The following is a 24527-nucleotide window of genomic DNA, read 5'->3' on the forward strand; positions in this document are numbered from 1 at the left end:
ATATTAGGTGATATCTATTTTGTTACTTGCTCCTTTAATCTCCGTTGTTCTGCCCGATACGGTGGTGGTCTGTCCTATCATATCGGCATTGGATAGGGCTTGGCTACGGATATTTTGCCCCTCTATAATGGTGTCCGATTGTGCGTGTAGGTTCATATTAGCATCGCTATTAATGTTTGTATTACCCTGCGAGTGTAGCGATAGTGTACCTGTGCTATTGGTAGTGATATTGCCCTGTGTGGTGATACTGGTGTCTTGCTGGGATATGATTTGTATATTCTCTATGGCTTGTAGTAGTATATTCTTAGCTTCTAGGGTTAGTGTCTCTGGGGCACTGATCTTAATATTACCATTGGGTTCTAAGGTAATAGTACTACCACTCTGGTTCTGTACAGTGATACTACCAGTTTCATCATCAGAAATTATAGTATTACCACTCTTGGTTTGTATCGCTTTGATCGTATTATCTGGGGTATAGAATTCGCTTTTGGCGGTTTTATTATATGCCGATCCTATAACCAATGGACGTTCTGGATTATCGCCTAAAAAATTACAAAATACCTCGTCTCCGATCTCCGCTACCATATAACTGCCATGTGCTGCTCCTGCATGGGTATTGGTACAGCGTACCCAATCGGTAGTGGTATGGGCTTGTTGCTGCCACGGGAATTGTAGTTTTACTCGGTTTAATCCCTCTGTATCTCTATTATCGATTACTATAGCAGACATGGCTTCTATCTTAGGTACGGCATTAATATTACTATATGGGGGGTGTTCTACTCCTGTTACAATTCCCTCAATCTCATTATGGTAATAGCCAGTGTTATTAAAATGGTGGGTTACTTTAGTCAGCTCATAAGTACCATAGGGATGCTCTGAGGTAGCACTATTACTATAGTGATGCCCTGTTACCTGTAGGTGGTCGCAGGGTTTTAGCCCCAGTATCGTAGTCCTACCGATAGCAGTAATCATACGGGCTTTTTGGCTCTCTGCATGTACTTTGGTTAGGTAATCTAGGTGTTGCTGTGCAAAATAATCATCCTGTAGGTGTGTATAATAATACGTACTTGGTTTACTAAATGCTGCTTCGGATCTATTGGCGGTAGGTGCTAATAGATCTGGGGTACTACTATTGGATTGTATGGTAGTAGCAGTATGGGGCTGCTGTGTGATATGATCGTGGTAGTGTAGTGTGGCTAGCTGCTGCTCTAGATCGTCATTGATAGTAAACTCTTTGATATCTTGCCCGAATGTGCCAGACCATTCTACTACCTTAGTGGGATTTCTACCAATATTTAATTGCTCGCCATCATAGTAGGTAAATATGCCATATCGCTTGCTCATACGGGTAATAAAATCCCAGTCGGACTCATTATATTGTACGGTATAGCCTAGTTGTTTATCGGTTTCTGAGCCGTAGTAAGTGGGTAGTGTGGAGTACTCCCGTAGGATATGATTGCTAATGTTTCTAAAGGTAGTACCTGTATCGAAGCTCTGGCACTGTGTTGATTTTTGTAATCCTATGGTGGGGCTGGCTCCTCTAAAGAGCATCCCTCCATGATTGCCATCATCGTTCTTAGTATGCTGTACACTAAGAATAATCCCTGTAAATTGTAATGCGCCATCTGCTGAGAAGATAGAAATCTCCTGATTCTGGTATTTCTCATGATCTTGGAAGGGTACAGATTGTAAGTCCTTATCCAAAAATGAAGAAAACGATATGCTAAACAAGTGGTGCTTACCTATCTGCTGTATAATTGTTCCATTAAAAGCGGTGTACCCCAATAGCGGTGTACCACCGATGTAAACATTAATTTCTTGTATCATCCTTTATGTTTTTTTTAGTTACTGACTTACGATTATGTTTAGGTTTTAGTCAACTAAATCCGTAAAGGTTTGGGGGGATCATTAGTAACAAATATACCCTATACCTATGGAGTAGTTGCTGCGTAAAAACCGTAGCATTAGTACTGCTTTTTTATGGTTGTTGGTTCGTAGTTTTTTAAAATACTGTTACCCAAATGTACTCTTATATATAAGGGTATACAAGGGGTTGATCAGGGGAAGAAACCCCTTTTTTTATTACGATTATTCCTACACCTGTCTTTTGATCATTTTTAACCTGAGTCTGACATAACAAAATTTACGTCAGTCAGAGTGATTTTCGATAGAAAATAGTATCGAAGACAAGTGAATTTTTCATCAAAATCAAGCCCTTACATCCAATTCATGTTTTTAAGTGTCTTTATGCTCATGATACCTAGCATAGATCCATGCATATATTTTTATGTAACGGGGGTCATCCTCTAGTAGTTTATTTTCAAAATCTGATGTATTGATATTTAGTAGTTCTAGTATACCGAATACGATTTCTTTTGGTACTTCTTCTAAGTTGTCTTCTACTAGCATTATTGTTTTTTTATATGTTATTATTGATCTAAAAAAAAGGATACAAGAGTACTATTGTACACATTGGGCTACAGTGGGGTAATGGTGTACAAAAATTACTCTTGTTCTCCTCATTGGGGGACTACTTTATTTTTTAAAAAATACAGGGGCAATTGATTGGTATATAGTATACATTATATGTCCCCAAGCTATAACCTATTATTATATAGTATTGCCCCTGACCCTATATTTTATTAATTACTTTTTTTTAGTTATTAGACAGCCTATTCCAAAGCCTATTAGAAATAATACTATATGGTCTATCATTTATTTATGTTTTTTGTTTAGAGCGAGGTAGTTAGTTAACAAAGACATCTGGTACGTAGCATTGGGGTATACTGATAGAAAAAAGGAAGATTGTCAAAATAGAAAATAAACTCTATGTATACCTTTTTACTATAACACATCATGTATTATATTGCTATCGTACCGACATCTTTGCACAAACTAACTCAACTTACTCTCACTCTACTATTTTTAAGGATCACCTCTTTTATCGATAATGGTTTATTCTGTCTAATATGATTTATATCTAAAGGAGACTTGCGTATAAGATCTGCAACCTCACAAGAATTTTTCCCTTTTTTATAAAACTCTTTTATCCATTTGCGTAACAATAGAGCATAACCTCTATAAGTTTTTACGCAAAAGCTAAATTGCGAGTGTTTGATCTCTAACTGAGCAAATACGCGTTCTTCAAAAAGGCGTACTTTTCTTTCTTTTTCGTGGGTGGTCGTACTTGGTTCCATATCTATATTATTTTGGGATAATTAAGTTATTTAACTGTGTTTCTAAGGTGTATAAAGTTTCTTTATTATTGGTAATCTTCCTTTTTTAATTAGCAATAGTATCAGTATCATTGTCTTTAAAAATTTGACATTTTCTTTAAATACTTGAATAGTAATAATAAACGTTCGTCATTTAAAGTCCGACCTCCCTTAACAAACTTTTGAATTGAACTAGAAGGAAACCCCAAATGCCTTTCTAAAGCTCTAAGCCTTATAAATTTCTTGTATTTTGTGAGCCAGTTTTTTACCCGTACTCTTATATGATCATTATCCATTTTTAAAATCTTTCAAATTTTTAAAGTGTTAAAAAAAGTTAGAATGTTAGGGGCATATTCCTCTTTTATAAATTATAATTCTTACTTATGCTTTGTATAAAATTTTCTTCGCTAATTATAATTTTCAACTTTAGCTAGTAATGTTTTATTTTAAGTTTGGTCTGCTTTGCTGTTAAATTCTATATATTTGTATAGCACACTATAAATATAAGGAATTTAAAGGAAAAACAGATAAAAATTCTTCAAAATTCAATTATTTTCGGTTTTTTTATGAATACACAAAGAGAAAGAATAGAATTTGTCAGAAAAAAGCGAGGATTAAGTTATCCAAAAATGGCAAAACTCATAGGGGCTGTTAAGGGAGATGCTTTAAGAAAAGCTATCAAAGCTGATTCTGTTAAGGAATACTATATAACACTAATTTCTAATAAACTAAATGTAAATGAAGACTGGATTTTAACAGGCAATGGTGAATGGGAAAATGTAGATGGAAGTAGTGTTGATCTTAATGAGAGAATGTATTTGGAGAAAAACGGAGTAAAAATATATCTAAAGGAAATAACTCAATATTTAGATAAAAACGAGAAAGAGTTAAAAGAAAAAGAAGAGCATTATCGACTTTGGTGGGCAGATAAAATAAATAGTGGTATGTTTAATTTTTTTAAAGAACACGGAATAGAAGTAAAGGTTAATAGTAAAAAGGAAGATTAACTATTACATTAGGGTTTTCCTGTTTAAAAATATGTGCTAGCTCCTGTAAACGAGTATTGTCTCTCTTAACTTTTTTACTTAGGTATTTTTCATAATCTTGATTACTCTTTTGTAAAGATTCTTTGGTTAATAAATCCAGTTCTTCTAAATTTTGTGCATTTGATTGAATTTTGTTTTTGCTCGCCATAACTTTAAAAACAATTATTTTTTAATAATTTCAGAGACAGTATCAAATTCTTTATGATAATCTCGTATGTATTCTTCTTTTTGTTCTTCGCTTATAAATTTCTCATTAACCTCAATAATTATAAAATCAAATAATCGTTTTGAAACGTTGCTTAATTTTTCGAAGCCAATATTAGGTGGTGAAAAAAAGAATTTCTTGGCTAAAAACCAAGTTATTAATCTATATGAAATATAAGCAGCAGTTAATAAGGCGACCATCCAAACTGATCTATCCAAATTCATTTTTGGAGAAATTGCCCAAATTATATATACAAGTGAGGTAATGAAAGAAACTTGAGAAATCAATTTTACCAATTCTGCTACTGAGCTGTATTTTACTCTTTTAAGAAATACGCTTATTATATACAGGAGAATAGAAATACAAAATAAAAAGATGGGAAGACCTATAGCACTAAGAAAAAAGTTTAAATGATTAAAACCCCTCACTTTATGTTCAGCTTTTACTTCATCTAATACCGCTTTTGCATAGTTTGAATTTTCAGCTCTTATAGAATACTCTTGCCTTAAATCTGCAACTTTGGTTTTAAAATCTTCTGATCCAATACTACCGCTTAAATGGTTATCGATTAATAAAAATATTTCATCTCGGGTCTTGTCTCGATCATTTCTAAGTGCAATATTACTACTTCTTGCTTCAGCAATTTTTGGAGGTTTAGGATTTGTCAATAATTGAGAAAAAGCTGCAATGATAGAAATCATTACAGCCGTTATCACAATTGTTTTTCTAATTGTAGTCTTCGTCCTCGTTTTCTCCTGAGTTTCCAATCGATGCTTGATCACCTTTGTCACTATATTTTTCTTCAATTAATACTCCTTGTTCATCTTCAATTTCTGTAAGAGAACAAGCGTTAAAAAGTAACGTGGTTAAAAATAGAAAAGAAAATGTAGAAATTGCGGGAATTGTTTTTTTTAAGCTCATCTTACTAATTTTAAAGTTAAATTTATTTATTTTAAATTTATGTAATTAATTGATATTCAATTAAAATAAACGATATATTCTTGTTTTTTTATTATTAAAAAAATGAATTTTTATGCTGCATTTGCATCTTTTTTTTGAGGTTTTATGTGCCTTTTTTAGTTTTTTTTAACAAAAAAATTACCCAAAAAAGATAAAATGCTACTGCAAGGTATGCAAAATTGCACATTTTTAGACTTATTTAATTGATTATCAATTGATTTAAAACCTTATTTGTGATATGCTAAACCCGTAACTTTGTAGTTCAAAATATGTTTTATTATAGCATCCAATAATTCGGTTTTCCGTAATAATCCATAAAATATATTTATGGCTTTAATGGCAAGATTAAAAGTTATGCAATTTTAGATGGTAGTATCTGCAATTTACGTTCAAGAAAGATCAAGCGCACCTTTTTTACTCAGATAAATAGTCTATTAGATTGGACTGCTATCTCTGCTAGTATTTCTGCACATTACAGCAAATGTAAAAGTGCTACAGGCAAACCTAGTTACAGTGGTTTGCTATTGTTTAAGATGTGTCTACTTCAGACTTGGTATGGTCTGAGCGATTATGAAGTAGAGGATCGTGTTAATGATAGTATTTCCTTTAGTTATTTCTGTGGATTGAATATTGATCAAATAGCTCCAGATCATAGTACTTTAAGTAGGTTTAGGGCAGCTATGACTAACGCCAATGCTTACCAACCACTTTTCAAAGAGATTAATACTCAGTTGGAATCTCATGGTATTATAGTTAAAACAGGAGCCATTGTAGACGCTAGTGTAATAGATACTCCCTTAAAGCCTAAAGGCAAAACCAATCATAAAGTTACTGAGGATAGAGAAGATCTTGAAGAAATAGAAGTAGATAAAGAATATGCCGATAGTGTGGATAAAGAAGCTTCTTGGTTAAAAAAGCAAGGCAAATAGCGTTATGGTTACAAAAAGCATCATGTGACCGATAATGAAGGCTTGGTTTTAGGAATCTTAACTACAAAAGCCAGTGTCAATGAGGTTGGTAATTTAGAAGAGGTATTGGATACAGCAGATTTACCACAAGATATTCCGCTAAAAGCAGATAAAGGGTATCAATCAAAGAAAAATGCAGCACTGCTTAAAGAACGTAAACTAAAAAACCATATTCTCAAAAAGGCATATAAGAATAAACCCTTGACCCATTGGGAAAAGAAATTCAATAAACTGATAGGAAAAACAAGGTTTAAAGTAGAGCGTACTTTTGGAGGTATTAAAAGATGGTTCTCTGGAGGTGTAGCACGTTACAAAGGCATTCAAAAATGCATACTCAAAATCTTATGGAGGCTATGTGCTATAATTTGTATCGAAGTCCAGGGATAATTGCGTCTAATTGTGAAAATTAAGAAAAATGAGCATTAGAAATAGGCATATAGCGGCTAAAAATCAATCAAATTTCGATAGTTACTCCTTTTTTTGATCTAAAAAATAGTAATCCAAATATCATAATCACTTTTAAGAACCTTTTGCAACGGTCTTATTTTATAGGCGCAAAATAGAGTTCATAATAGTATAAAATTAATGAATTATTTAACCTATGTTTAACCTGTAAAAATAAATTAAAAATCAAACTACTGATTAACAGGATATTATGTCTTTTTAATTAGCTATACTCATAGGTTTTAAAAACCTTGAAGGTCTAAAACGTTAATTTTTATACCTAAATCCTAAAAGAACAAAGTGTAAAACATTGCTCCCAGCACTATATAATACCTATTCCCAGTGATAGTATAATTACTCCCAGTAGCTAGGAATACTAAAATTGGTACTGGGAAGTGAATCAGACCTTCGAGGTTTTAAAAACATGTACTGATTATTCTCTAATTTCTATAAATTGTGTGCTTAGGTATAGTTGTTTCCATTCTCCATCTTTATAATCCCCTACCTTAAAATTATACGTGGAGTCATCAACATACTCCCACATATCGGTAACTGTAGATTCTCCATATGTGTATTGATAGATAATGTTCTTTCCTTTAGAAAATACTATTCCCTGAGTTAGTCCACCAAAGACATCAAATTCCCAAAATTTGATCTGCTTAGATTGCTGATCAAATTGTCTTATTCCATGGTTTCGTACTCCTAATTTGGTTTGTTTTTTATCAATGAATCCTATAGAATTTACGACTACAATTGTATTATCTAAGGAGTAGCTAACTTTTATTTCTTGTTTAAACTTGCTTCCATCTCCCCAATTTCCTTCTGCTTTCCATGTTTTATCTATAAGGTTATCAAATATCGAAAGTGCTGAACTCTGCCCAATAGTAAGTATCGGAATCCAGAATAATACTAGTAGTACTGTGTTTTTCATAATCATATATCATAAGTTATCTAAAAAATTAAAAGTATCTGTAGCAACGGTAGTTTTACTTTGCGACTACTCCTAATTCATTTTTTATATCAGTTCGTTCTGTCAGTTTAGTTGGATTTACGCTCCAGCTTTCTGCTATTTTCATAACCAATTCTTCATCGGCATAATCTAAATCTTCTCGTTCCCAATACGTGTCGGATTTTGCTTCTTTAGAAAGTGAATTAAAAAGGTGTAATCCAATTTCTGGCGTAGTCAATTCTCCATAGACTTTTATATTCTCTCCACTTTCTCCGACATAAGCATAGATCCTTTTAGTGGTTCCATTAACAGATTTCATCCAGTTATGGTAGTCTACAATTCTATGAGTTCCAAAAAAATGAGCTTCTCCAAATTCTGTACTTAAACTGTTTAACAGTTTTTCTAATTTTTCAATACTCTGTTTAGTATCTCCTAGTGGTAAGCCCATTCCAACCGCTAAGGTCCATTCTCCTATTGGAGGGGTTATAAAAATACTATTTTTATAAGCACTCTCAATTCCACTTTTCCAGTTCGAAGGTGTAAGGTTCTTTATCTCTAGTATATTTGCTAATTGTATTTTATTATGTGTCTTTACAGCAATCCATACTATTTTATATCCAAAATCGATTGGTTTGTCTTGATCTGTTAGGATTTCTTTTGATTCAGTTTCATATCTAGCTGTTACTCCTTTCTTTTTTGCATACCAAATCGATAAACTGATAAAGGCTATAAGTAATAGTACTAGTACTAGTTTCATTTTATTTTTTTTAATTCTTTATATTTTACAATATTAAAATAGTTAAATAAATTATCTTTTGGTTTTTCGAAATCAATAACCGTTCTTTTAGATTCAATATGAGTTATACAACGATTACAGGTGTTGGTGGTCGTTTTTACACTGGACTCCATTTCCAATTTATACTATATTTATGTTTGTATTTGGGGTAATTAATAGTCCATAATATTTGTTTTCTTTCATCTTTAAAATTTGCCAAATATTTAGTTTTATTTGACTTTATTTTTACTTTTTCAATTTCTTTTTTTATAATTGATTCTGTATAAAGTAAGTCACTAGGGATAAAGTCTTTTGGATATATAATATGAAGGACTAAACTTTTGCATTTATGATACTGAAGTTTAGTACCACAACTATCATCATTTAATTCTGATTCTTTTTCGTCCAAAGTAGCAGTAAATGAATCTTCAAAGATTAAGTTTTCTCCTCTTGATTTGTTATATATTGTATATGTCATAACATCAATAATATCATCTTTTTTTATATATTCATTTTTAATTGGCAGGTTATCAATCTTCAAAACACTATTTTTATTTGCCCCATAATGATTGTAATGTCCAAGTTTTAATTTTGCATTTTCTCTTTTTACTTTGATTTTACAAGTTTGATAAATATCAATTTTTTCTTTGGAAATTATGTCAAATGTTATGTGTAGGTTTTCAAAGATTAAATCATCTTTTGCTAACAAAATTTTAATTTTGTTTACATACAATTCGTAATCTATAATAATTGGTATTGACCCTAGAAGTCCAAAAAATATTCCTATTGCTAATTCCATAGTTCAAATCCCTATTAGTATTAAATTTTGTCGTTGATATTCAGTTGATTATTTTTTTAAATTTATCATTTTTTTTAATTTTTAAAACCTTTTCTTTCTCGTTAGCTCGAGGAATTAAACTGATTCTGATGTGGGAAATTATTGTCGACTAATATTTAATAACAATTCCTACTATTTCTGTCTTATAAAAATAGTGATTATCATTAAAAAAGTCAGACAAAATTATCTGACTTTTTCAATGGTAATCTATAATTCTCTTCATACATCTTTTTATCAAAAATATTTCCAAATAGGTTTTCTTATAAATTTGTGTTTATTTTCTAATAAATATGTGTCTAGCACTCTGGGATGTTTACCTAATAATGATGTTATATTACTTTTTTCTAACTCTGGGATTTTCTTTGCCAAATTGTCTAATTCTATAATATGATTGGCTAACCAATGTGGTAGTTTAGCTCTTTTAATCAACATAGTAAGATGCTCTTCTTTAGATACATTATAATACCGAATAGAGGTGTTAGTAACATATGAAAGCTTTTTTGCTATATCTGTATAGGTTACAGCTTCTGGTCCCGAAATAGTAATGAATTCATTATTTAAGGTATCACTAAGTAAATAATGTACTGCTACTTCTGCTACATCTCTGGCATCAACATAATTACGAGGTGCATCATCCATTGATCCTATTATTTTTTTAAACCTTTTGATTGTAACCGTATTTCGTTCTAAATTTTGCATAAAAGCATATGGCTTTATACAACAGAATTCTATTGCTGATTGTTGTAGATAGTATTCTATTTCTTTATGCCATTTAGCGACTTCTACCAATTCTATCGGATTAATTTCTGGAGCGGATAGTTTAACGATTTGTTGTACTCCTTTTTGCTTGGCTGCATCTATTATCCTTTTTTCATTTTCAATTTGATTGGGGTGTGTCGCTGTTAGCAAAAATACGGTATCAACACATATACAAGCTTTCTCTACCTCTTCTTTGTTCTCTATATTAGCACTGATATAAGAGAGGTTAAAAAAGTTACTTGTTGTAACAGTAGGTTTTCTTTGTGGACTACTCAATACACCTCTAACTTCGCAATTCTTATGTAATAATTCTTTTAATACATAGGTCCCTACAGTACCTGTACAACCAAATACTGCTATCGTTTTTTTATAGTGTTTTTTCATCAGTATCTTTTCTTAGAGGGTTCATTAATGTTACAATCACTCCTCCTATTATAGAGGATAAAAGAATATCAAAGGTATGTGTGTGTAGTTTAAAAGCTTCTACAATGATCATACTTAGTAGTCCCATTAGTATACCAAACAACAGCGCAGTTAGTATTCTATTAAATAATACTACTTTTTTCTTATGTAAATAGGACAGTACTATAAAACAAAATACTGTAGCGATTAATGATGGTATAGCTATATATGAATAACTGCGGTGCATCAGCTCATTATCTTTTAGAAAAAAACTAGGGATACCTGACATAAGAAATGGACCAAGGTATGCTGGTATAGCGTTTTTTAATAATGCTTTTTTAGTAAATCTAAGTTCTTTATTTTCCATTTTGCGGTCTTTTTTTGTGTAAACTAATTTTAATTCCTGCATTGATATAGAGTTTAGTAGTGGATTGAAAATCAAATATTTTATCATCATTAGTATTCTGAAGCTCGAAATTATCTGAGATAGAGTGTAATCCTCTTAGTGTTATCCCTACATTTTTAGTCATCCAATACTGATATTCTACCCCTGTTGATATCACAGTAAATACTGCACGATCAGCCATCTGAGTATTCTCATCATCTAGTGCAATTGGTGTACTAAGGTGAGTCGTAAAATCATTGATATCTCCCACAAGTCGTAGCGTATGCTGCGGAGTAAATTTGTATTCTATATAGGTGTTTGGTAATCCTAATACGAATGAAAATTTTTCATTTAACTTTCCTGATAAACTTACCACAGGGTTAACCCTTGTTTCTCCTGCTAATGTTAGATATCCTACTCCAAACGATAATTTTAAAAAATGCCTCTCTCTACTACCAAACATTTTCTCAGCAAATAGTATCCCATTTATTTGTAAATCATCTGTGCTTATTGCTCCTCTAAGATTAGAGAGCATAAAAGGCATTGCTAGAGCATTGATAGAAAATTTTTTAGAAAAATTATACTTTAGTAACATTGCATAATTAATAGCGTAGATACGTTCTAAATCCGAAGTGGTAAAGGGTATTGATTTTTCATAATCAAAAGTGTGGTAGTCAAATCCAATAGAATTTATGATCATAAATTTTTGTGTGCCTATTGGTGGAATCGTTACTCGTGTTTTTATGCCTTGGTAAGCATATAAATCATCTTTTATAGAGGTATTATAATTTCCGGAAAAAATAGTACGTTCTTCCGTTATTTGGGCATTAACACCTATATAAAGAAATAGTAGTATTAATGAAAAGGGTATTCTGCTCATCTCTGCATTTTTTTTGATTAATTCGATGCAAAGGTTTACAGATTTGAGAAAAGATTACTTGCCATATGATAAGTAATGACTTATAAAAGCCTTTAACCCGCTTTATGCTAGAGCTTCGTTATGAAGTTCTAATACATAAATCGGGTTAAAGAAGTATTTAATTAATCAAAACTAATAGTAACTCATATACATTAATAATCATAGAGTTAGCTCACAAGATATACTTCTAAAAAACACATGTTATTTATGAGATCTACACTTAGGAAGTCAGTTGCTCTATTAGAGATTAAATTACTATATATTAAATCTTAAATAGTTGAAACACTTTTTCTGATACGACTTAATGAGGTGGGTGTTATCCCTAGATATGATGCTAATAGTTTTAGAGGTACTCGCTGAATTACATCAGATTTATGTAAAAGGCGTATGTATCTTTCCTGAGCATCCATAACTTGAAAAGATACTAGTGTGTCAATAATATTTAGCAAGGCATCTTCTGTAATCAACCGTCCAAATTCTTGCCATTCTGGATATTTTTTATACATCTGATGCATTTTTGATGTATGTATTAGGCAAAGCGTCGTATCCTCTAATGCTACTATTTTTGATTTAGAACCTTGCCCTGTCTTTATAGATTCTAAGTCTGTAAAGAAATTATTTTCAAAAATTAACCAAGCCGTGATATCTTTTTCTTCTGTTTCTAAAACAATTCTAATACTACCTTCGGCAATAAAGAAATATTCATTTACAAATTGACCAACCCTTACTATAGTATCATTTTGCTTATATTTTTTAATTATAAAACAATCGACAATATCTTGTAACATTGCTTGATCAACTGTTATTTTTGATTCGATATATTTTGATAGTAGTATCACGTAATGTTAAGGTTTGGGATTGTGTTTTTTACTTTTAAATAAAGTGCTACCAAGTGTTTAAAAAGCTAATTTAGAAAAAACACTTGGTCTAATAAAACTTAGTACTATATCTTATAATTAATAGTGTATTATAGGGTCTAAATCTAGTTTAGTTTTCTGTATTCTTTTTTCCTATTTCGGATATCATCTTTTTAATCAGAGTTATCTGACCTAAATGATAGTAGCTATGCTCAATCATTCCATCAATATTCCTCTGATAATTGCCATATTTTTTATCTACAAATACTTCACCCAGTTTTTTATCTGACATAGATTCTATAGTATCGGCAAATTTTTCTGCCGTGTTCCACATAGTATGTAATAGCTGTTCCCAATCTTCCTTAGATGTTATAGGAGGAAAATCAAAGCTATATTTATCTTTTATCTCTAGAGCTCCTCCTTCTAATACATTTAATACTCCTGTTATATAGTAGCTAATATGAAATGTAAGTGCTGCTATGGTATTTAAAGTTCCAATTTTTTGTATTGCCTGTTCCCAAGTTACGTCTGATAATTGGTCTTTATAGTTTGTATTAGCAACCCATACTCCATTAAGAATAACTTCTCTAAACCGATTCGCTAGTTCTGTTGTACGTTTCATCTAGTTTTTCTTTTTTTTATATTCTAAAGATACTCATAGTCTATCGTATATCGGTTATTTATCTTCAACTACAATAATTATATAGTTCCGTATAGCCTACTGTATATAGCGTTTTTACTAGGTATTATGGTACATATACTGTATGCGTACGCTTCTAGTATGCTAAATTTTGGTTGAATCCAGATCCTAATGTTTCTTTGTTTTCATAAACAATAAACATTTTTATTTTATGAAATTTTCTACAGTATTGCTATTACTTTTTTCTTTATCTTTTATGAATAGTACAGCACAAAATGACTTAAAATCTTTTTCGTTTAAAAAAGGCGAAGTCTTAGATATCATTCTTCTGAGTACAGCTCCTAATTCAGGGGCATTATTTGAACGTTATAAAAAAACCGCTTTTCCTGTAGGATTCGAATACACGTATCAACCCCAACCTGGTTTTAAAACAACTGAACTTACACTTGGTAATCATTTACCTACTAGTTTAATTCTGGGTAAATGGAGTAGTAAAGAAAAACGAGAGGGATTCTTAACTACTATCACTAAAAGGGTGCCTGATTTTCATTCGCAGCGTAGAGCACTTTTTACGTATTTTGGACTTACATATTATGTAGCTCCTAGAGATATTCAATTTTCTGTTGATACTAAAAAATATAATTTAGCGACATCGTTTTGGAAAAAAGATTCAAAAAGTTTCTCTAGTTTTTTAACGCAGTGGAAAAAGGAAGTTATCAAATCCGGAGGAAAAATCATTCTACAGTTACAAGACGGAACATCGCCAACAGGATATGATTATAACCCTGATATATTCTACATTATAGAATGGAAGGATGAATCTAGTTTTGAAACATTTGCTAAGAAACATCCTTTATCTAGTTATGAGGTTTTAAAGAATGTACATCAACTTGTGATTGATTAACTTGCAAAAAAAAAGCTGTAAAAATAATATTCTATGCAAATACTTCTTAACCAATTAGTCTATTTTGGATTTTTTCAAAGTCTTTTTATACTACTCGTTTATCTTTTTTCTCCTAGAAAAAGAAGATATATAAGTGGGTTTATGGCATTCTTGATTGCTGTTCTTTTTATAGGCTTATCGGGTAAGGTTTTGCATAGTGCTGGTGTGTGGGATCGTAATTTTAGGCTTATTGCTTTCTCTGAGCTTTCGGCTTTACTTTTTGGTCCTACGATCTATTTATTTACACGTGCTACTTTAAAAAGAAAAAACTACTCAAAAGAAGATCTGGTTCACTATATCCCTGCTTTAGTATATTCTACATTCATAGCAATATACTTTATAATTCCTTCGGATTCGGTGATACAAGAGCGAGCACGTACTGGAGAAATGATGCGAGTTATATACGCATGCCATGCTGTTGGTTTAATCGTTAATTTAACCTACTGGATACTTAGTTGGAGGGTTTTTCAACATTTTTCTAAAGATATGAAGAACGAGCTTTCATATGAGGTACGTACTCGTTTTATGACTAATTTTTTACTCATCGTAGGAGGGTGTTTATGTATATGGACTCTACTTTTCCTTACGAGCTTGTTTGGTTTCGGTATGCTAGAGCGTAATGCCAGACCTTACATCTGGATTATTTTAACATTCATCATTCTTTTTATCACATATTATGGAATGATATCTCCTCAGGTATTACGCATTGTACCAGATACTGGTTCTAAAAAATATCATCAATCAAAATTAAGCGTAACAGATATGGATCGGTTAAAGGAGCAATTAGAATCATTAATGCTTAAAAAAAAACCGTATTTAAATAGCAAACTTCTGAAAACAGAACTTGCTCAGATGCTTGGTGTAAATAATCCAGAACTTGCTCGGTTACTAAATGAGAATATCGGCATGAATTTTTTTGAGTATGTAAATTATTACCGTATTAAAGAGTTTGTCTCTTTAGCTAAAACTGATAAAGCAAAACAGCTTACTTTTTTTGGCTTGGCACAAGAAGCTGGTTTTAATTCTAAAACTACTTTTAATAAATCATTTAAAAAACTGATGGGAACTTCGCCAACAGTTTACTTTAATAAAAATCTATAAAAAAAAATGAAAATATCTAGTATACTATTAACTATCTTTTTTTCTACCATCATAAATGCCCAGTTAAAAACTCCTAATCTTAGCTCATCGGCTACAATACAACAAACTATTGGGCTTACTGAGGTTACTATTAAATACTCTCGCCCTAGTGCAAGAGAACGTATTATTTTTGGTAAAGATGGATTACTCTCCAATAATGAAGTATGGCGTACTGGAGCTAATGCTGCTACTAAAATTACATTTTCTAATACGGTACATATTAATGGGCAATTATTAGAAAAAGGAAGCTATACTATCCTGAGTATTCCTGGAGTAAAAGAATGGCAGATGAACTGGTATTCATACGAGAATGGAAATTGGAACTCTTATGCAGAAAAAAAACCTGTACTGACATTACAACTTCCTGTGTATACAACGTCTTCTTATATAGAAACTCTAGAAATGCATTTTCAGGACATTACTATCAATAAAGCTTCGCTTGTACTAGAGTGGGAACATACTTTACTAAAAATTCCAATTTTGGTAAATGAAAAAGATCGGATCTTAAAATCTATAGAAAAAACATTGTCTGGCCCTTCTAATTTTGATTATTTCCAAGCTGCATTATACCTCCATGAGTCTAAAACGGATCTTAAGAAAGCGCTAGAATATATTAAAAAAGTAACAAGTTCTGATAAAGCTTTATTTTTTCAGGTTACAAGAGAAGCACTAATACTTAGAGATTTAGGACAAAATAAAGCTGCTATAACTGTTGCCAAACGTGGATTAGCACTTTCTAAAAAAGTAGGAAATAAAGATTTTATAAAACTAAATACTAAAATTATCCAAGAACTGTAATACTACATATAGTGATAGCCCTATGTATGACATTAAAAAAAAATGATGATAATAGATAGTGCTATCACTACGTTTTTGTATGTACAGATGTATAGAAATAGTGATTATTAAAATTTTCTTTTGTAAAATATGCTGTAGGTGTCTTATGAGCATATGATTTAAAATCTTTTATAAAATGACTCTGATCAAAATATCCGTTGTCTAATACTGTATCTAAATAAGCTGTATCATTACTTAGTATTATTTTCTTTACAGTGTCTTGTAACCTTGTTATTTTCTGAAATGCTTTAGGTGTAATTCCAAACTGGTTCTTAAAATTTCTTTCGAATTGTCGAATACTTAGGTTTGTCTTCTTAGCTAATTCTTCTATAGTTTGTATCGTATAATTGTAATATAACTGATCAATAACAGTATCCCATTTTTGGTTTTTTGATTGATAATGGTTTATAAATGATTGCATCAAGAATTTTTCTATTTCTTGGATTTTATCACTAACCGCATTAGTGTTTTCTAATATATCTAATAATAGTTCTCCTCTACTCCCCCATAAATCTTGTACTGATATGTATCTATCATTAAGTTCTGAAAAAGGAACCGAAGTAAAATGACGAAATGCCCCACTTTTAAACCGCACAGATATAAATGATACATTATTGGTTTTATCAAAATACGCAATGCACCTAGGACAAACAATATGCCCTTTACTTAATCGAGTAGTAGCAATAGATAATGGCGTATGTATATAAAATAATAGTTCTAAACCTGTTCCTGGTAATATAGGAGGCAGTCCTAATTCTATATCACTGGATTGATTAAAAGTATAAAATCGATCAATATATTTTGAGAGAAACAGGTTAGGTATATATGTTTTTTTATAGGTCATTAAAACGTTTCTATACTAGGTTCTTTTGCTAACAATGGTATTACCGAATTTACAAAATCTTTATAATGTACTGATGAATGGTGTATTTCAATTGCTTTTTCATTTTCATACGCTTCATAGATAAAAAAATCATTGTCTGTAGCGAACTCTTTCAATAATTTATAGGTCAGACATCCCTTTTCTGCATTACTTTCTGCAACCATAATTTTTGCAAGTTTCAAAAAGGTATCGACTTTATTTATCTGTAAACTTAATTGAGCAATAACAACTTTTTTCATATGTATCTATTTTTATACTGCAAATATGAAAATCAAGATTATATTACAATTGTAAAAAAACGACATTTACCTCAGAATATAAATTAAAAAATAATTTTATGTTAATCGCCTAAATTGTGTAACTGTTTCTATATCTGATTAATGTTATATCAAATTTATATTAAGAAATTATTTGATTATGTGTTATTCATCATCTACTGTACCTCTTCCACCGTATCTCTTATCAATAGTTTCCATATTAAAGTTGCTATTATTCCTCCTAAAATTGGTGCAATTATATATACCCACAATGCGGTTAAATTTCCTGAAATAATCGCTGGGGCTATACTTCTTGCTGGATTAAATGATCCCCCAGAAATCGGTCCTGCAAACAAAATAATCCCTGTCACTATACTGCCTATTACTATTCCTGCTACGTTGGAAAATTCTTTTTTTGCGGTTACTCCTAGAATGGTAAGCATTAAAAACAATGTTAATACCAACTCGATAGTGAAGGATTGTAATACATTTCCTGAGGGTACTGTACCTCCTAAAGATTCGTTTTCAGGAAATAGTACTGTTAGAATAGTACTTGCCAAAATCGCCCCTGATAATTGTGCTATAATGTAGCCAAACACGTTGTTTTTGGGCATTAATTTTCCTATTGCTAAACTAATGGTCACTGCGGGATTTATATGTGCTCCAGAAATTGCTCCAAAAACATAAATCATTGCTGTAACACTAATCCCAAAAGTAGCTGCGATTCCTAATAACCCTAAACTGCCATCTGCATATTGATTAACTAGTATTGCTCCGGTTCCACAAAATACTAATACAAAAGTACCTATAAATTCGCCTATATATTTTTTCATTTGATTGATATCATTTCTTGTTGTAAGTCTTATGCTATTGTAGTATATATACTTCATACATTTTTTGAATAAAAAAAAGAGGATAATGTAAACTCTTACTATCCTCTTTTTTTTACTAATTGTATCTAGTTACCTTAGATTGCTGTTGCTCCAGCTTCTGCTACAGCATGGTCGTTCTCTACAGAACTTCCACTTACTCCGATAGCTCCAATAATAGTATCGTTAGCATCTTTTATTGGTACTCCTCCAGGAAAAGTAATCAATCCAGTATTCGAATGTTCTATATTAAATAGAGGTCCTCCTGGCTGTGATAATTCTCCAATCACCCCAGTGTTCATATCAAAAAAACGTGCTGTTTTTGCTTTTTTTATTGAAATATCTAAAGAACCTAACCAAGCACCATCCATACGTGCAAAGGCTACTAAATTTGCTCCTGAATCTACTACAGCAATATTCATTTTTGTATCTAATGCTATCGATTTTTCTTTGGCTACTTCAATTATTTTTTCTGCTTGTGCTAATGTAATATTCATACTTTTTTATATTTCTGTTTTACTATTTTTAAACACTGCAAAGATATGTCCTAAATCAAGTATCTAATTACTAATATAGCTCATAAACTTATGAAAAAAGGTCAATCAATCGTATTAAACATCTTTTGGGTTAATCCCAAATTTTTGTTTAAAAGCACTACTGAAGTTTGATAGATTATTATATCCAAGGTCTAAATATATATCAGATGATTTTAAGTTTCCTTCTTCTAATAACTCTTTAGCTTTTAATAGACGTTTATGACGTAGCCACTTGCCTGGAGAAACATTATATTCTTTAATAAAATAACGTTTAAATGTTGATAAACTCATATTACATAAAAACGCAATCTCTTCTAATGTAAGGTTTGTATAGCTGTTTTTTTCTATAATTTTCTGAAAGTCAGAAGTCTTATTGGATATCAGGGAATACAAATACGATTCAAACGAAGCTCCATATTTGTTAATTAGGTAAAGCATTAATTCTTCAAATTTAACAGAAAGCATACTTTCCATAAAAACTGAAGATGCTAGGTTTATAGTTGTTAATGAATTTAGATAAGAAGTAATAAAAGTATCGTTTTCAATAGTAAAATAAGGTACTTTATCTTTAATTATGATTTCTGTTGTATGTTTTTTGAGAAATTCTTTAAGCTTCTTATCCGAAAAAAATAATAGTTTACAAAAATAAATAGCTTCCTTGTCTAGTAATTCTGTCCAGAGACAATTCCCTTTTTTTAAAAGTAAAGATTGTTCCTTATTAACTGCTACCGCAACATCAGAAAAATGCACTTGCTTTTTTCCTTCTTGCAGAAAACTAAACATATGCATATTTAGATTAACCTTAGTTTTAATAACGTCTTCAGTCATTCTAAAATCATAGATAAACAAATCAGTATGATCAATAGTATTCTTTAAGTATATTTCTGGAATATTCTCTATTGCCATTTTGTTCTTTTTTTGGCTTATAGCCAATATCACTTTTTATTTTTTCTTCTTCACTGTTATTGTTATAAATGTAAAGCTTTGAAAGCATCTAGATACACAACAACTTTTTTGGTTAAACAAAAATCCTATATCTATGTATAAGCTATAAAAGGTAAAAGCATCTAAACCTAAAATTATTTTTAAATACAAAGTTAAAAAAACAATATTCAAAAAAAGTTAAATGCTTTTACCCTATTAAACTTACATTGACCTATACGCCATTTTTATATTTCTTCAAACAATAATTCTGATGGTTTTCTGATTTTAGCAAGGTTTTGTGTATGATCTTCATCATGTCTATATCCAATTGTAGCAACCACGGATGCGTTTAATCCTTTTTGATCTAATCCTAAAATATCGTTATATTGATCAGAATCAAAACCTTCCATCGGGCAAGCATCTATTTTTAACTCAGCACAGGCAGTCAATAGGTTTCCGAGTGCTAAATATGTCTGACTTTTTAACCAACTACTAGTCTCTTGTGGTGTTTTCTCTGCTAATTTCATTTTCATAAAATCGCTATATCCTTTTAATGCTTCTACATCTAATTGACGTTTTTTAGCTGTTAATTGAATATATTCATCTATTCTATTAGGAGTTACATCCTTATAATTACAGAACACAAATAAATGTGAAGCATCTGTTATTTGGCTTTGATTCCAAGAGACAGGTTGTAATTGTTCTCTAATCTCTTTATTATTAACAATTAACACTTTGTATAATTGTAATCCATAAGAAGAGACTGATAATGTCACAGCTTCTTTTAATTGATCCAAGTGTTCATCCGAAACTTTCTTTATTGGATCGAATTTTTTAGTAGCGTATCGCCAGTTTAAATTTTTAATTAATTCCATTGTATTATTTATTAAGTTGATAGTTTTGCATTATAAAATCTGTTGAGAATCCTATTTTCTTATACATATTCTTTGCCATTTCAGAGGCTTGTAAAGTTACAATAGTCATTTCTAAATCATAAGCTTTATTCAGAATATGGTACATTATTTCGGTTGCAAACCCTTGTTTACGCATTGAAGGAATGATTCCTAAACTATGAACTCCTGCTGTATGCTGAGATTTATAAAAAATTATAGTTCCTACTAATTCTGTTTGATAAAAAATAAGTGTATATGGTATTTTATCTATCGTTTTTAAAAGTATATCTGTACTGATAGTGTAACCAAAAGCTTGTTGAAAAGCTGTACTCCAGAGTGCTGCATCCCTCTCATTTTTAACTACTCTAAATTCTAATTTTTTTGAGATTGTAAATGTTTGGGCTACTAATAAACTCATTCCATACTGTACTGATTTTATAGAAAATCCCTCGTTTACAATAGTTTTATTTTCTGTTCTTTTAGTATCAAAATAAGAAAATGTTAGTGTTTCATCATTATCCTCAATGATAGTTCTAACTTCTATAAGACAAGAGGCAATATCTGTTTTAGCGGTCCAAATTCTATTAGGCCATTCTGAATTAGCTATTGAACAATAGCATATTTCATCAATTTTATAAAAACTCTTAAAAGGCTCACAGGCTATTTCCCAAAGTGAAGTAAGGTTATTGATATTTAATTGGATAGTATTCATATCTATTTTGTATTAATTAAAAGAATTCCGACAATCATTGCTAAGGCGCCTAAAGCACGTTTTATCGTAAAAGGTTCTACAGGTAAGTTTAACCATCCAAATTTACCTGCAATTAATGAAAAAAATAATTGTCCGCAAAGCCCTATAGCAATCATTTTGGAGATCCCTAATTTTGGGATCGTATAGAAATATAAAGAGATGCCTAATACACTAAAAAAGCCTCCAACACACCATAAATACCAAGGTATCTGTTCTACCAATTCCATTTGAATGGTTTCTTTTTTTATAACTAAAACAAATAAAACACCAAATACAGTACTGCTTATTGAAGTCGCAATAACCGCTAAAATTGGTTGTTTTAATAAAGCTCCTAATTGTGTATTAAATCCAGCCTGAATAGCTAAAAATATACCTCCAATGAAGGCTAACGAATACAATATTATTAATTTCATACTACAAATATCAATAGATCAAATGAAGTATTCCTTTACATATGTTGATTGGCTATATTTTATATAAACTTTTACGTATTCTGCTTAATTGTGTGGGAGTGATTCCTAAGTGTGAAGCTATATAATGTAGTGGGATTTGATTTTTAATAGTAGGATGTTCTTTCATAAAATCAAGATATCTAATTTTAGCATCTTTCATTACAAGAGCAATCTCACGTTTTTCTTTATCTAGTATCCAATTTTTTTCTAGGTATGCTATATAAAAGTTTTTTAAGTCAGTATTCTGCTCAATAAGTTCTCTATACTCTTTGTAATTAAAACTGATTAGTATACAATCTTCAATAGCTTCTAAAGCAAAATTAGAAGGTTCATTTGTTAAAGCAGAAACGGTTGAACCAACAAAATCTCTTTCCAAAAAAATATTCTTATGATACATATTTCCATCTTTGCATAAAAAATAAGATACAACGATTCCTTTATATAATATATAGATTTCTTTAGAATGATTTCCTATAGAAAGTAAGTGTTCATTTTTTTTAACATATTTTATTTTGGCAATCGATTGTAACAGCATTATGGATTGCTCACTTACAGGATGATATGCAAAAATTGTTTTTTTGATGAACTGATTATATTCTTTTATTTCTTGCATTTGTTTACTTATCCGTATTTATTTATAGATCTATGAATGCTATATTTCATATAAAAACTTATATGATATTCTTACCTTATTTTTTATGTTTCAGTGCTTTTTTTAGATATTTCTATAGTACTCCTATAATTATCTTTTCTGTACCTAATTCTTTTGTAGATCGCTCCCAAAATTACATTTTTTTTGAACTTTTATCCTTTTTTGATCTTATATAAAAATTAAAATATGGATACTACATAACTACAATCCAATAAACTTCATCTATTTTCTTTACTATACTATGCTTTTGTGTAGTTTTGCATTTTTAAAGAAAATAATATGATTTCTGTAGATGGTATTGCCGTAGAATTTAGTGGAGAGTCCTTATTTAGTAATGTATCTTTTGTGATTAATGAAAATGATAAAATTGCCTTAATGGGTAAGAATGGTGCTGGTAAATCTACGATGATGAAAATCATTGCTGGGGTACAAAAAGCTACAAGAGGTCATATTAGATATCCTAAAGAAGCGGTAATTGCATATTTACCTCAGCATTTATTAACTGATGATAACTGCACGGTATTCGAAGAGGCATCAAAAGCTTTTAGTCATATCACCAGTATGCAACAAGAAATGGATCTCCTTAATAAAGAACTAGAAACCCGAACTGATTACGAATCAAAGGAGTATATGGATATTATCCAAAAGGTAACTGATCTAGGTGAAAAATTCTATGCTATTGAAGATGTAAATTATGATGCCGAAATAGAAAAAGCATTACAGGGATTAGGATTTAAAAGAGAAGATTTTACTCGTGCTACCAGTGAGTTTAGTGGTGGATGGCGTATGCGTATCGAATTGGCTAAGATTTTATTACAAAAACCTGATCTCATATTACTAGATGAGCCTACCAACCATGTAGATATAGAATCTGTAATTTGGCTTGAAGATTTTTTAATCAATAAAGCAAAGGCGGTAATTGTTATCTCGCATGATAAAGCATTTATTGATAATATTACCAACCGTACTATAGAAGTAACAATGGGTAAGATCTATGATTATAAGGCTAATTATTCGCATTATCTTCAGCTAAGAGAAGATCGACGTGTACACCAGATCAAAGCATATCAAGAACAACAAAAATTTATTGCTGATACCAGAGATTTTATAGACCGGTTTAAGGGTACCTATTCTAAAACCAATCAAGTAAACTCTAGAGAACGTATGCTAGAGAAGTTACAGATCATAGAAATCGATGAGATTGATACAAGTGCTTTAAAACTTCGTTTTCCGCCTGCTATGAGATCTGGAGATTACCCTGTGATTGCTAAAGAATTATCAAAAAGCTATGAGGATCATATCGTTTTCAAAAATGCAAACTTGTCCATTTCTAGAGGAGAGAAAGTATCTTTTGTAGGTCGTAATGGCGAGGGAAAATCAACTATGATCAAAGCAATTATGGGAGAAATTGATTTTGAAGGAGAATGTACACTAGGGCACAATGCTAAAATCGGGTATTTTGCTCAGAATCAAGCATCTTTATTAGATCCTAATCTCACTGTTTTTCAAACAGTGGATGAAGTTGCTAAAGGAGATGTTAGAACACAGATTAAAAATATTCTTGGTCAGTTTATGTTTAGTGGTGATCATATCGATAAAAAAGTAGCTGTACTTTCTGGTGGAGAAAAAACACGATTGGCAATGGTAAAACTACTACTAGAGCCTGTCAATGTATTAATCCTCGATGAGCCAACCAACCACCTAGATATTAAATCTAAAGACGTACTAAAAGAAGCCCTATTAGCATTTGATGGTACATTAATACTAGTCTCTCATGATAGGGATTTTCTACAAGGATTGTCTCAGAAAGTATTTGAATTTAAAAACAAAAGAGTAATTGAACATTTCGAAACTATAGATGATTTCCTTATCCGAAATAGAATAGAAAACCTAAAACAGATTGATTTAAAAGAGTAATACTACAGGGTTAATTGTTTGTCTTTATGTACACTTAGTAATTCTATCATTATTACATTTATAGAACTTATCTATTGATTCTTTAAATAGTGAAAGTAAGTGCATATATCG

At 30.9% G+C, this 24527-nt stretch carries 28 protein-coding genes and 1 pseudogene; 6 read left to right on the plus strand and 23 right to left on the minus strand.

Going from position 1 to position 24527, the window contains the following annotated elements; translation table 11 throughout:
• Positions 1-3 precede the first annotated feature (3 nt).
• From N456_RS17810 to N456_RS17815, 3 genes are all read right to left on the minus strand, one after another.
• A complete protein-coding gene (locus tag N456_RS17810) occupies positions 4-1827 on the minus strand; it encodes a type VI secretion system Vgr family protein (RefSeq protein WP_062060137.1) in 1824 nt (607 codons plus the stop codon).
• A gap of 408 nt (positions 1828-2235) precedes the next feature.
• Positions 2236-2409 carry a hypothetical protein gene (locus tag N456_RS24605; protein WP_158447806.1) on the minus strand — a complete coding sequence of 58 codons (174 nt, stop codon included), beginning with the start codon at positions 2407-2409 and terminating at the stop codon, positions 2236-2238.
• A 491-nt stretch (positions 2410-2900) separates the two neighbouring features.
• Positions 2901-3197: a hypothetical protein gene (locus N456_RS17815; protein ID WP_062060139.1), complete on the minus strand. Its 297-nt coding sequence runs from the start codon at positions 3195-3197 to the stop codon at positions 2901-2903.
• 584 nt (positions 3198-3781) lie between these two features.
• On the opposite strand from N456_RS17815, the gene N456_RS17825 reads away from it, so the two are divergent.
• Positions 3782-4222, plus strand: coding sequence for a helix-turn-helix domain-containing protein (locus N456_RS17825; protein ID WP_062060141.1), 441 nt, complete (start codon positions 3782-3784; stop codon positions 4220-4222).
• Here the strand turns inward: N456_RS17825 and N456_RS17830 are convergent.
• From N456_RS17830 to N456_RS17840, 3 genes are read right to left on the minus strand one after another with little or no spacing between them, the layout of a single operon-like run.
• Positions 4200-4409 (minus strand): hypothetical protein, encoded by a 210-nt coding sequence (locus N456_RS17830; protein WP_062060142.1) that lies wholly within the window; start codon positions 4407-4409, stop codon positions 4200-4202. The genes N456_RS17825 and N456_RS17830 overlap by 23 nt on opposite strands.
• A 14-nt stretch (positions 4410-4423) precedes the next feature.
• A complete protein-coding gene (locus tag N456_RS17835) occupies positions 4424-5167 on the minus strand; it encodes a hypothetical protein (protein ID WP_062060143.1) in 744 nt (247 codons plus the stop codon).
• 25 nt (positions 5168-5192) lie between these two features.
• Positions 5193-5387 carry a hypothetical protein gene (locus N456_RS17840; RefSeq protein ID WP_062060144.1) on the minus strand — a complete coding sequence of 65 codons (195 nt, stop codon included), beginning with the start codon at positions 5385-5387 and terminating at the stop codon, positions 5193-5195.
• Between the two features lie 398 nt (positions 5388-5785).
• On the opposite strand from N456_RS17840, the pseudogene N456_RS17845 reads away from it, so the two are divergent.
• A pseudogene (locus N456_RS17845) lies at positions 5786-6804 on the plus strand (IS5 family transposase).
• 467 nt (positions 6805-7271) lie between these two features.
• Here N456_RS17845 and N456_RS17850 read toward each other — a convergent pair.
• From N456_RS17850 to N456_RS17885, 8 genes are all read right to left on the minus strand, one after another.
• Positions 7272-7769 (minus strand): hypothetical protein, encoded by a 498-nt coding sequence (locus tag N456_RS17850; protein WP_062060145.1) that lies wholly within the window; start codon positions 7767-7769, stop codon positions 7272-7274.
• Positions 7770-7824: 55 nt separating this feature from the next.
• Positions 7825-8544: a hypothetical protein gene (locus N456_RS17855; RefSeq protein ID WP_062060146.1), complete on the minus strand. Its 720-nt coding sequence runs from the start codon at positions 8542-8544 to the stop codon at positions 7825-7827.
• Between the two features lie 136 nt (positions 8545-8680).
• Positions 8681-9361 (minus strand): hypothetical protein, encoded by a 681-nt coding sequence (locus tag N456_RS17860; protein WP_062060148.1) that lies wholly within the window; start codon positions 9359-9361, stop codon positions 8681-8683.
• Positions 9362-9634: 273 nt separating this feature from the next.
• Positions 9635-10543: an NmrA family NAD(P)-binding protein gene (locus N456_RS17865; RefSeq protein WP_062060150.1), complete on the minus strand. Its 909-nt coding sequence runs from the start codon at positions 10541-10543 to the stop codon at positions 9635-9637.
• Entirely contained in the window at positions 10527-10928 is a 402-nt protein-coding gene (locus N456_RS17870) for a DUF1576 domain-containing protein (protein WP_062060152.1), read from the minus strand. Before N456_RS17870 ends, N456_RS17865 begins: the two co-directional genes overlap by 17 nt.
• The gene (locus tag N456_RS17875) at positions 10918-11826 is read right to left on the minus strand and encodes a DUF6268 family outer membrane beta-barrel protein (protein ID WP_062060154.1); all 909 of its coding nucleotides are present in this window, start codon (positions 11824-11826) and stop codon (positions 10918-10920) included. The genes N456_RS17870 and N456_RS17875 overlap by 11 nt, the downstream gene beginning before the upstream one ends.
• 308 nt (positions 11827-12134) lie before the next feature.
• Entirely contained in the window at positions 12135-12704 is a 570-nt protein-coding gene (locus tag N456_RS17880; protein WP_148639369.1) for a Crp/Fnr family transcriptional regulator, read from the minus strand.
• 148 nt (positions 12705-12852) lie between these two features.
• Entirely contained in the window at positions 12853-13344 is a 492-nt protein-coding gene (locus N456_RS17885) for a DinB family protein (protein ID WP_062060158.1), read from the minus strand.
• Positions 13345-13573: 229 nt separating this feature from the next.
• Here N456_RS17885 and N456_RS17890 point away from each other — a divergent pair, with 229 nt between their 5' ends.
• The 3 genes from N456_RS17890 to N456_RS17900 are packed head-to-tail and all read left to right on the plus strand — an operon-like array spanning position 13574 to position 16243.
• The gene (locus N456_RS17890) at positions 13574-14266 is read left to right on the plus strand and encodes a hypothetical protein (protein ID WP_062060160.1); all 693 of its coding nucleotides are present in this window, start codon (positions 13574-13576) and stop codon (positions 14264-14266) included.
• A gap of 33 nt (positions 14267-14299) precedes the next feature.
• On the plus strand, positions 14300-15406 hold the full coding sequence (locus tag N456_RS17895; protein WP_062060162.1) for an AraC family transcriptional regulator: 1107 nt from the start codon (positions 14300-14302) through the stop codon (positions 15404-15406).
• A 6-nt stretch (positions 15407-15412) separates the two neighbouring features.
• The gene (locus N456_RS17900) at positions 15413-16243 is read left to right on the plus strand and encodes a DUF2911 domain-containing protein (RefSeq protein WP_062060164.1); all 831 of its coding nucleotides are present in this window, start codon (positions 15413-15415) and stop codon (positions 16241-16243) included.
• 67 nt (positions 16244-16310) lie between these two features.
• Here N456_RS17900 and N456_RS17905 read toward each other — a convergent pair whose 3' ends face one another.
• From N456_RS17905 to N456_RS17945, 9 genes are all read right to left on the minus strand, one after another.
• Positions 16311-17126 carry an AraC family transcriptional regulator gene (locus N456_RS17905; protein ID WP_062060165.1) on the minus strand — a complete coding sequence of 272 codons (816 nt, stop codon included), beginning with the start codon at positions 17124-17126 and terminating at the stop codon, positions 16311-16313.
• Complete coding sequence (locus N456_RS17910) at positions 17126-17404, minus strand: putative quinol monooxygenase (protein WP_062060167.1); 279 nt, start codon at positions 17402-17404, stop codon at positions 17126-17128. The genes N456_RS17905 and N456_RS17910 overlap by 1 nt, the downstream gene beginning before the upstream one ends.
• Before the next feature lie 194 nt (positions 17405-17598).
• Complete coding sequence (locus tag N456_RS17915) at positions 17599-18255, minus strand: MIP/aquaporin family protein (RefSeq protein WP_205410284.1); 657 nt, start codon at positions 18253-18255, stop codon at positions 17599-17601.
• A gap of 134 nt (positions 18256-18389) precedes the next feature.
• On the minus strand, positions 18390-18788 hold the full coding sequence (locus N456_RS17920; protein WP_062060169.1) for a GlcG/HbpS family heme-binding protein: 399 nt from the start codon (positions 18786-18788) through the stop codon (positions 18390-18392).
• Between the two features lie 114 nt (positions 18789-18902).
• Positions 18903-19733 (minus strand): helix-turn-helix domain-containing protein, encoded by an 831-nt coding sequence (locus tag N456_RS17925; RefSeq protein WP_062060171.1) that lies wholly within the window; start codon positions 19731-19733, stop codon positions 18903-18905.
• Between the two features lie 263 nt (positions 19734-19996).
• Positions 19997-20626, minus strand: coding sequence for an NAD(P)H-dependent oxidoreductase (locus N456_RS17930; RefSeq protein ID WP_062060173.1), 630 nt, complete (start codon positions 20624-20626; stop codon positions 19997-19999).
• Between the two features lie 4 nt (positions 20627-20630).
• Positions 20631-21356 carry a GNAT family N-acetyltransferase gene (locus tag N456_RS17935; protein WP_062060175.1) on the minus strand — a complete coding sequence of 242 codons (726 nt, stop codon included), beginning with the start codon at positions 21354-21356 and terminating at the stop codon, positions 20631-20633.
• Positions 21357-21358: 2 nt separating this feature from the next.
• Complete coding sequence (locus N456_RS17940) at positions 21359-21808, minus strand: DMT family transporter (protein ID WP_062060177.1); 450 nt, start codon at positions 21806-21808, stop codon at positions 21359-21361.
• 52 nt (positions 21809-21860) lie between these two features.
• Positions 21861-22460 carry a Crp/Fnr family transcriptional regulator gene (locus N456_RS17945; RefSeq protein ID WP_062060179.1) on the minus strand — a complete coding sequence of 200 codons (600 nt, stop codon included), beginning with the start codon at positions 22458-22460 and terminating at the stop codon, positions 21861-21863.
• Positions 22461-22778: 318 nt separating this feature from the next.
• On the opposite strand from N456_RS17945, the gene N456_RS17950 reads away from it, so the two are divergent.
• Positions 22779-24416, plus strand: coding sequence for an ABC-F family ATP-binding cassette domain-containing protein (locus N456_RS17950; RefSeq protein ID WP_062060181.1), 1638 nt, complete (start codon positions 22779-22781; stop codon positions 24414-24416).
• The last annotated feature ends 111 nt before the right edge of the window (positions 24417-24527 follow it).

Origin of the sequence: Aquimarina longa SW024, from assembly GCF_001401755.1 — a bacterium.
GTDB lineage: Bacteria > Bacteroidota > Bacteroidia > Flavobacteriales > Flavobacteriaceae > Aquimarina > Aquimarina longa.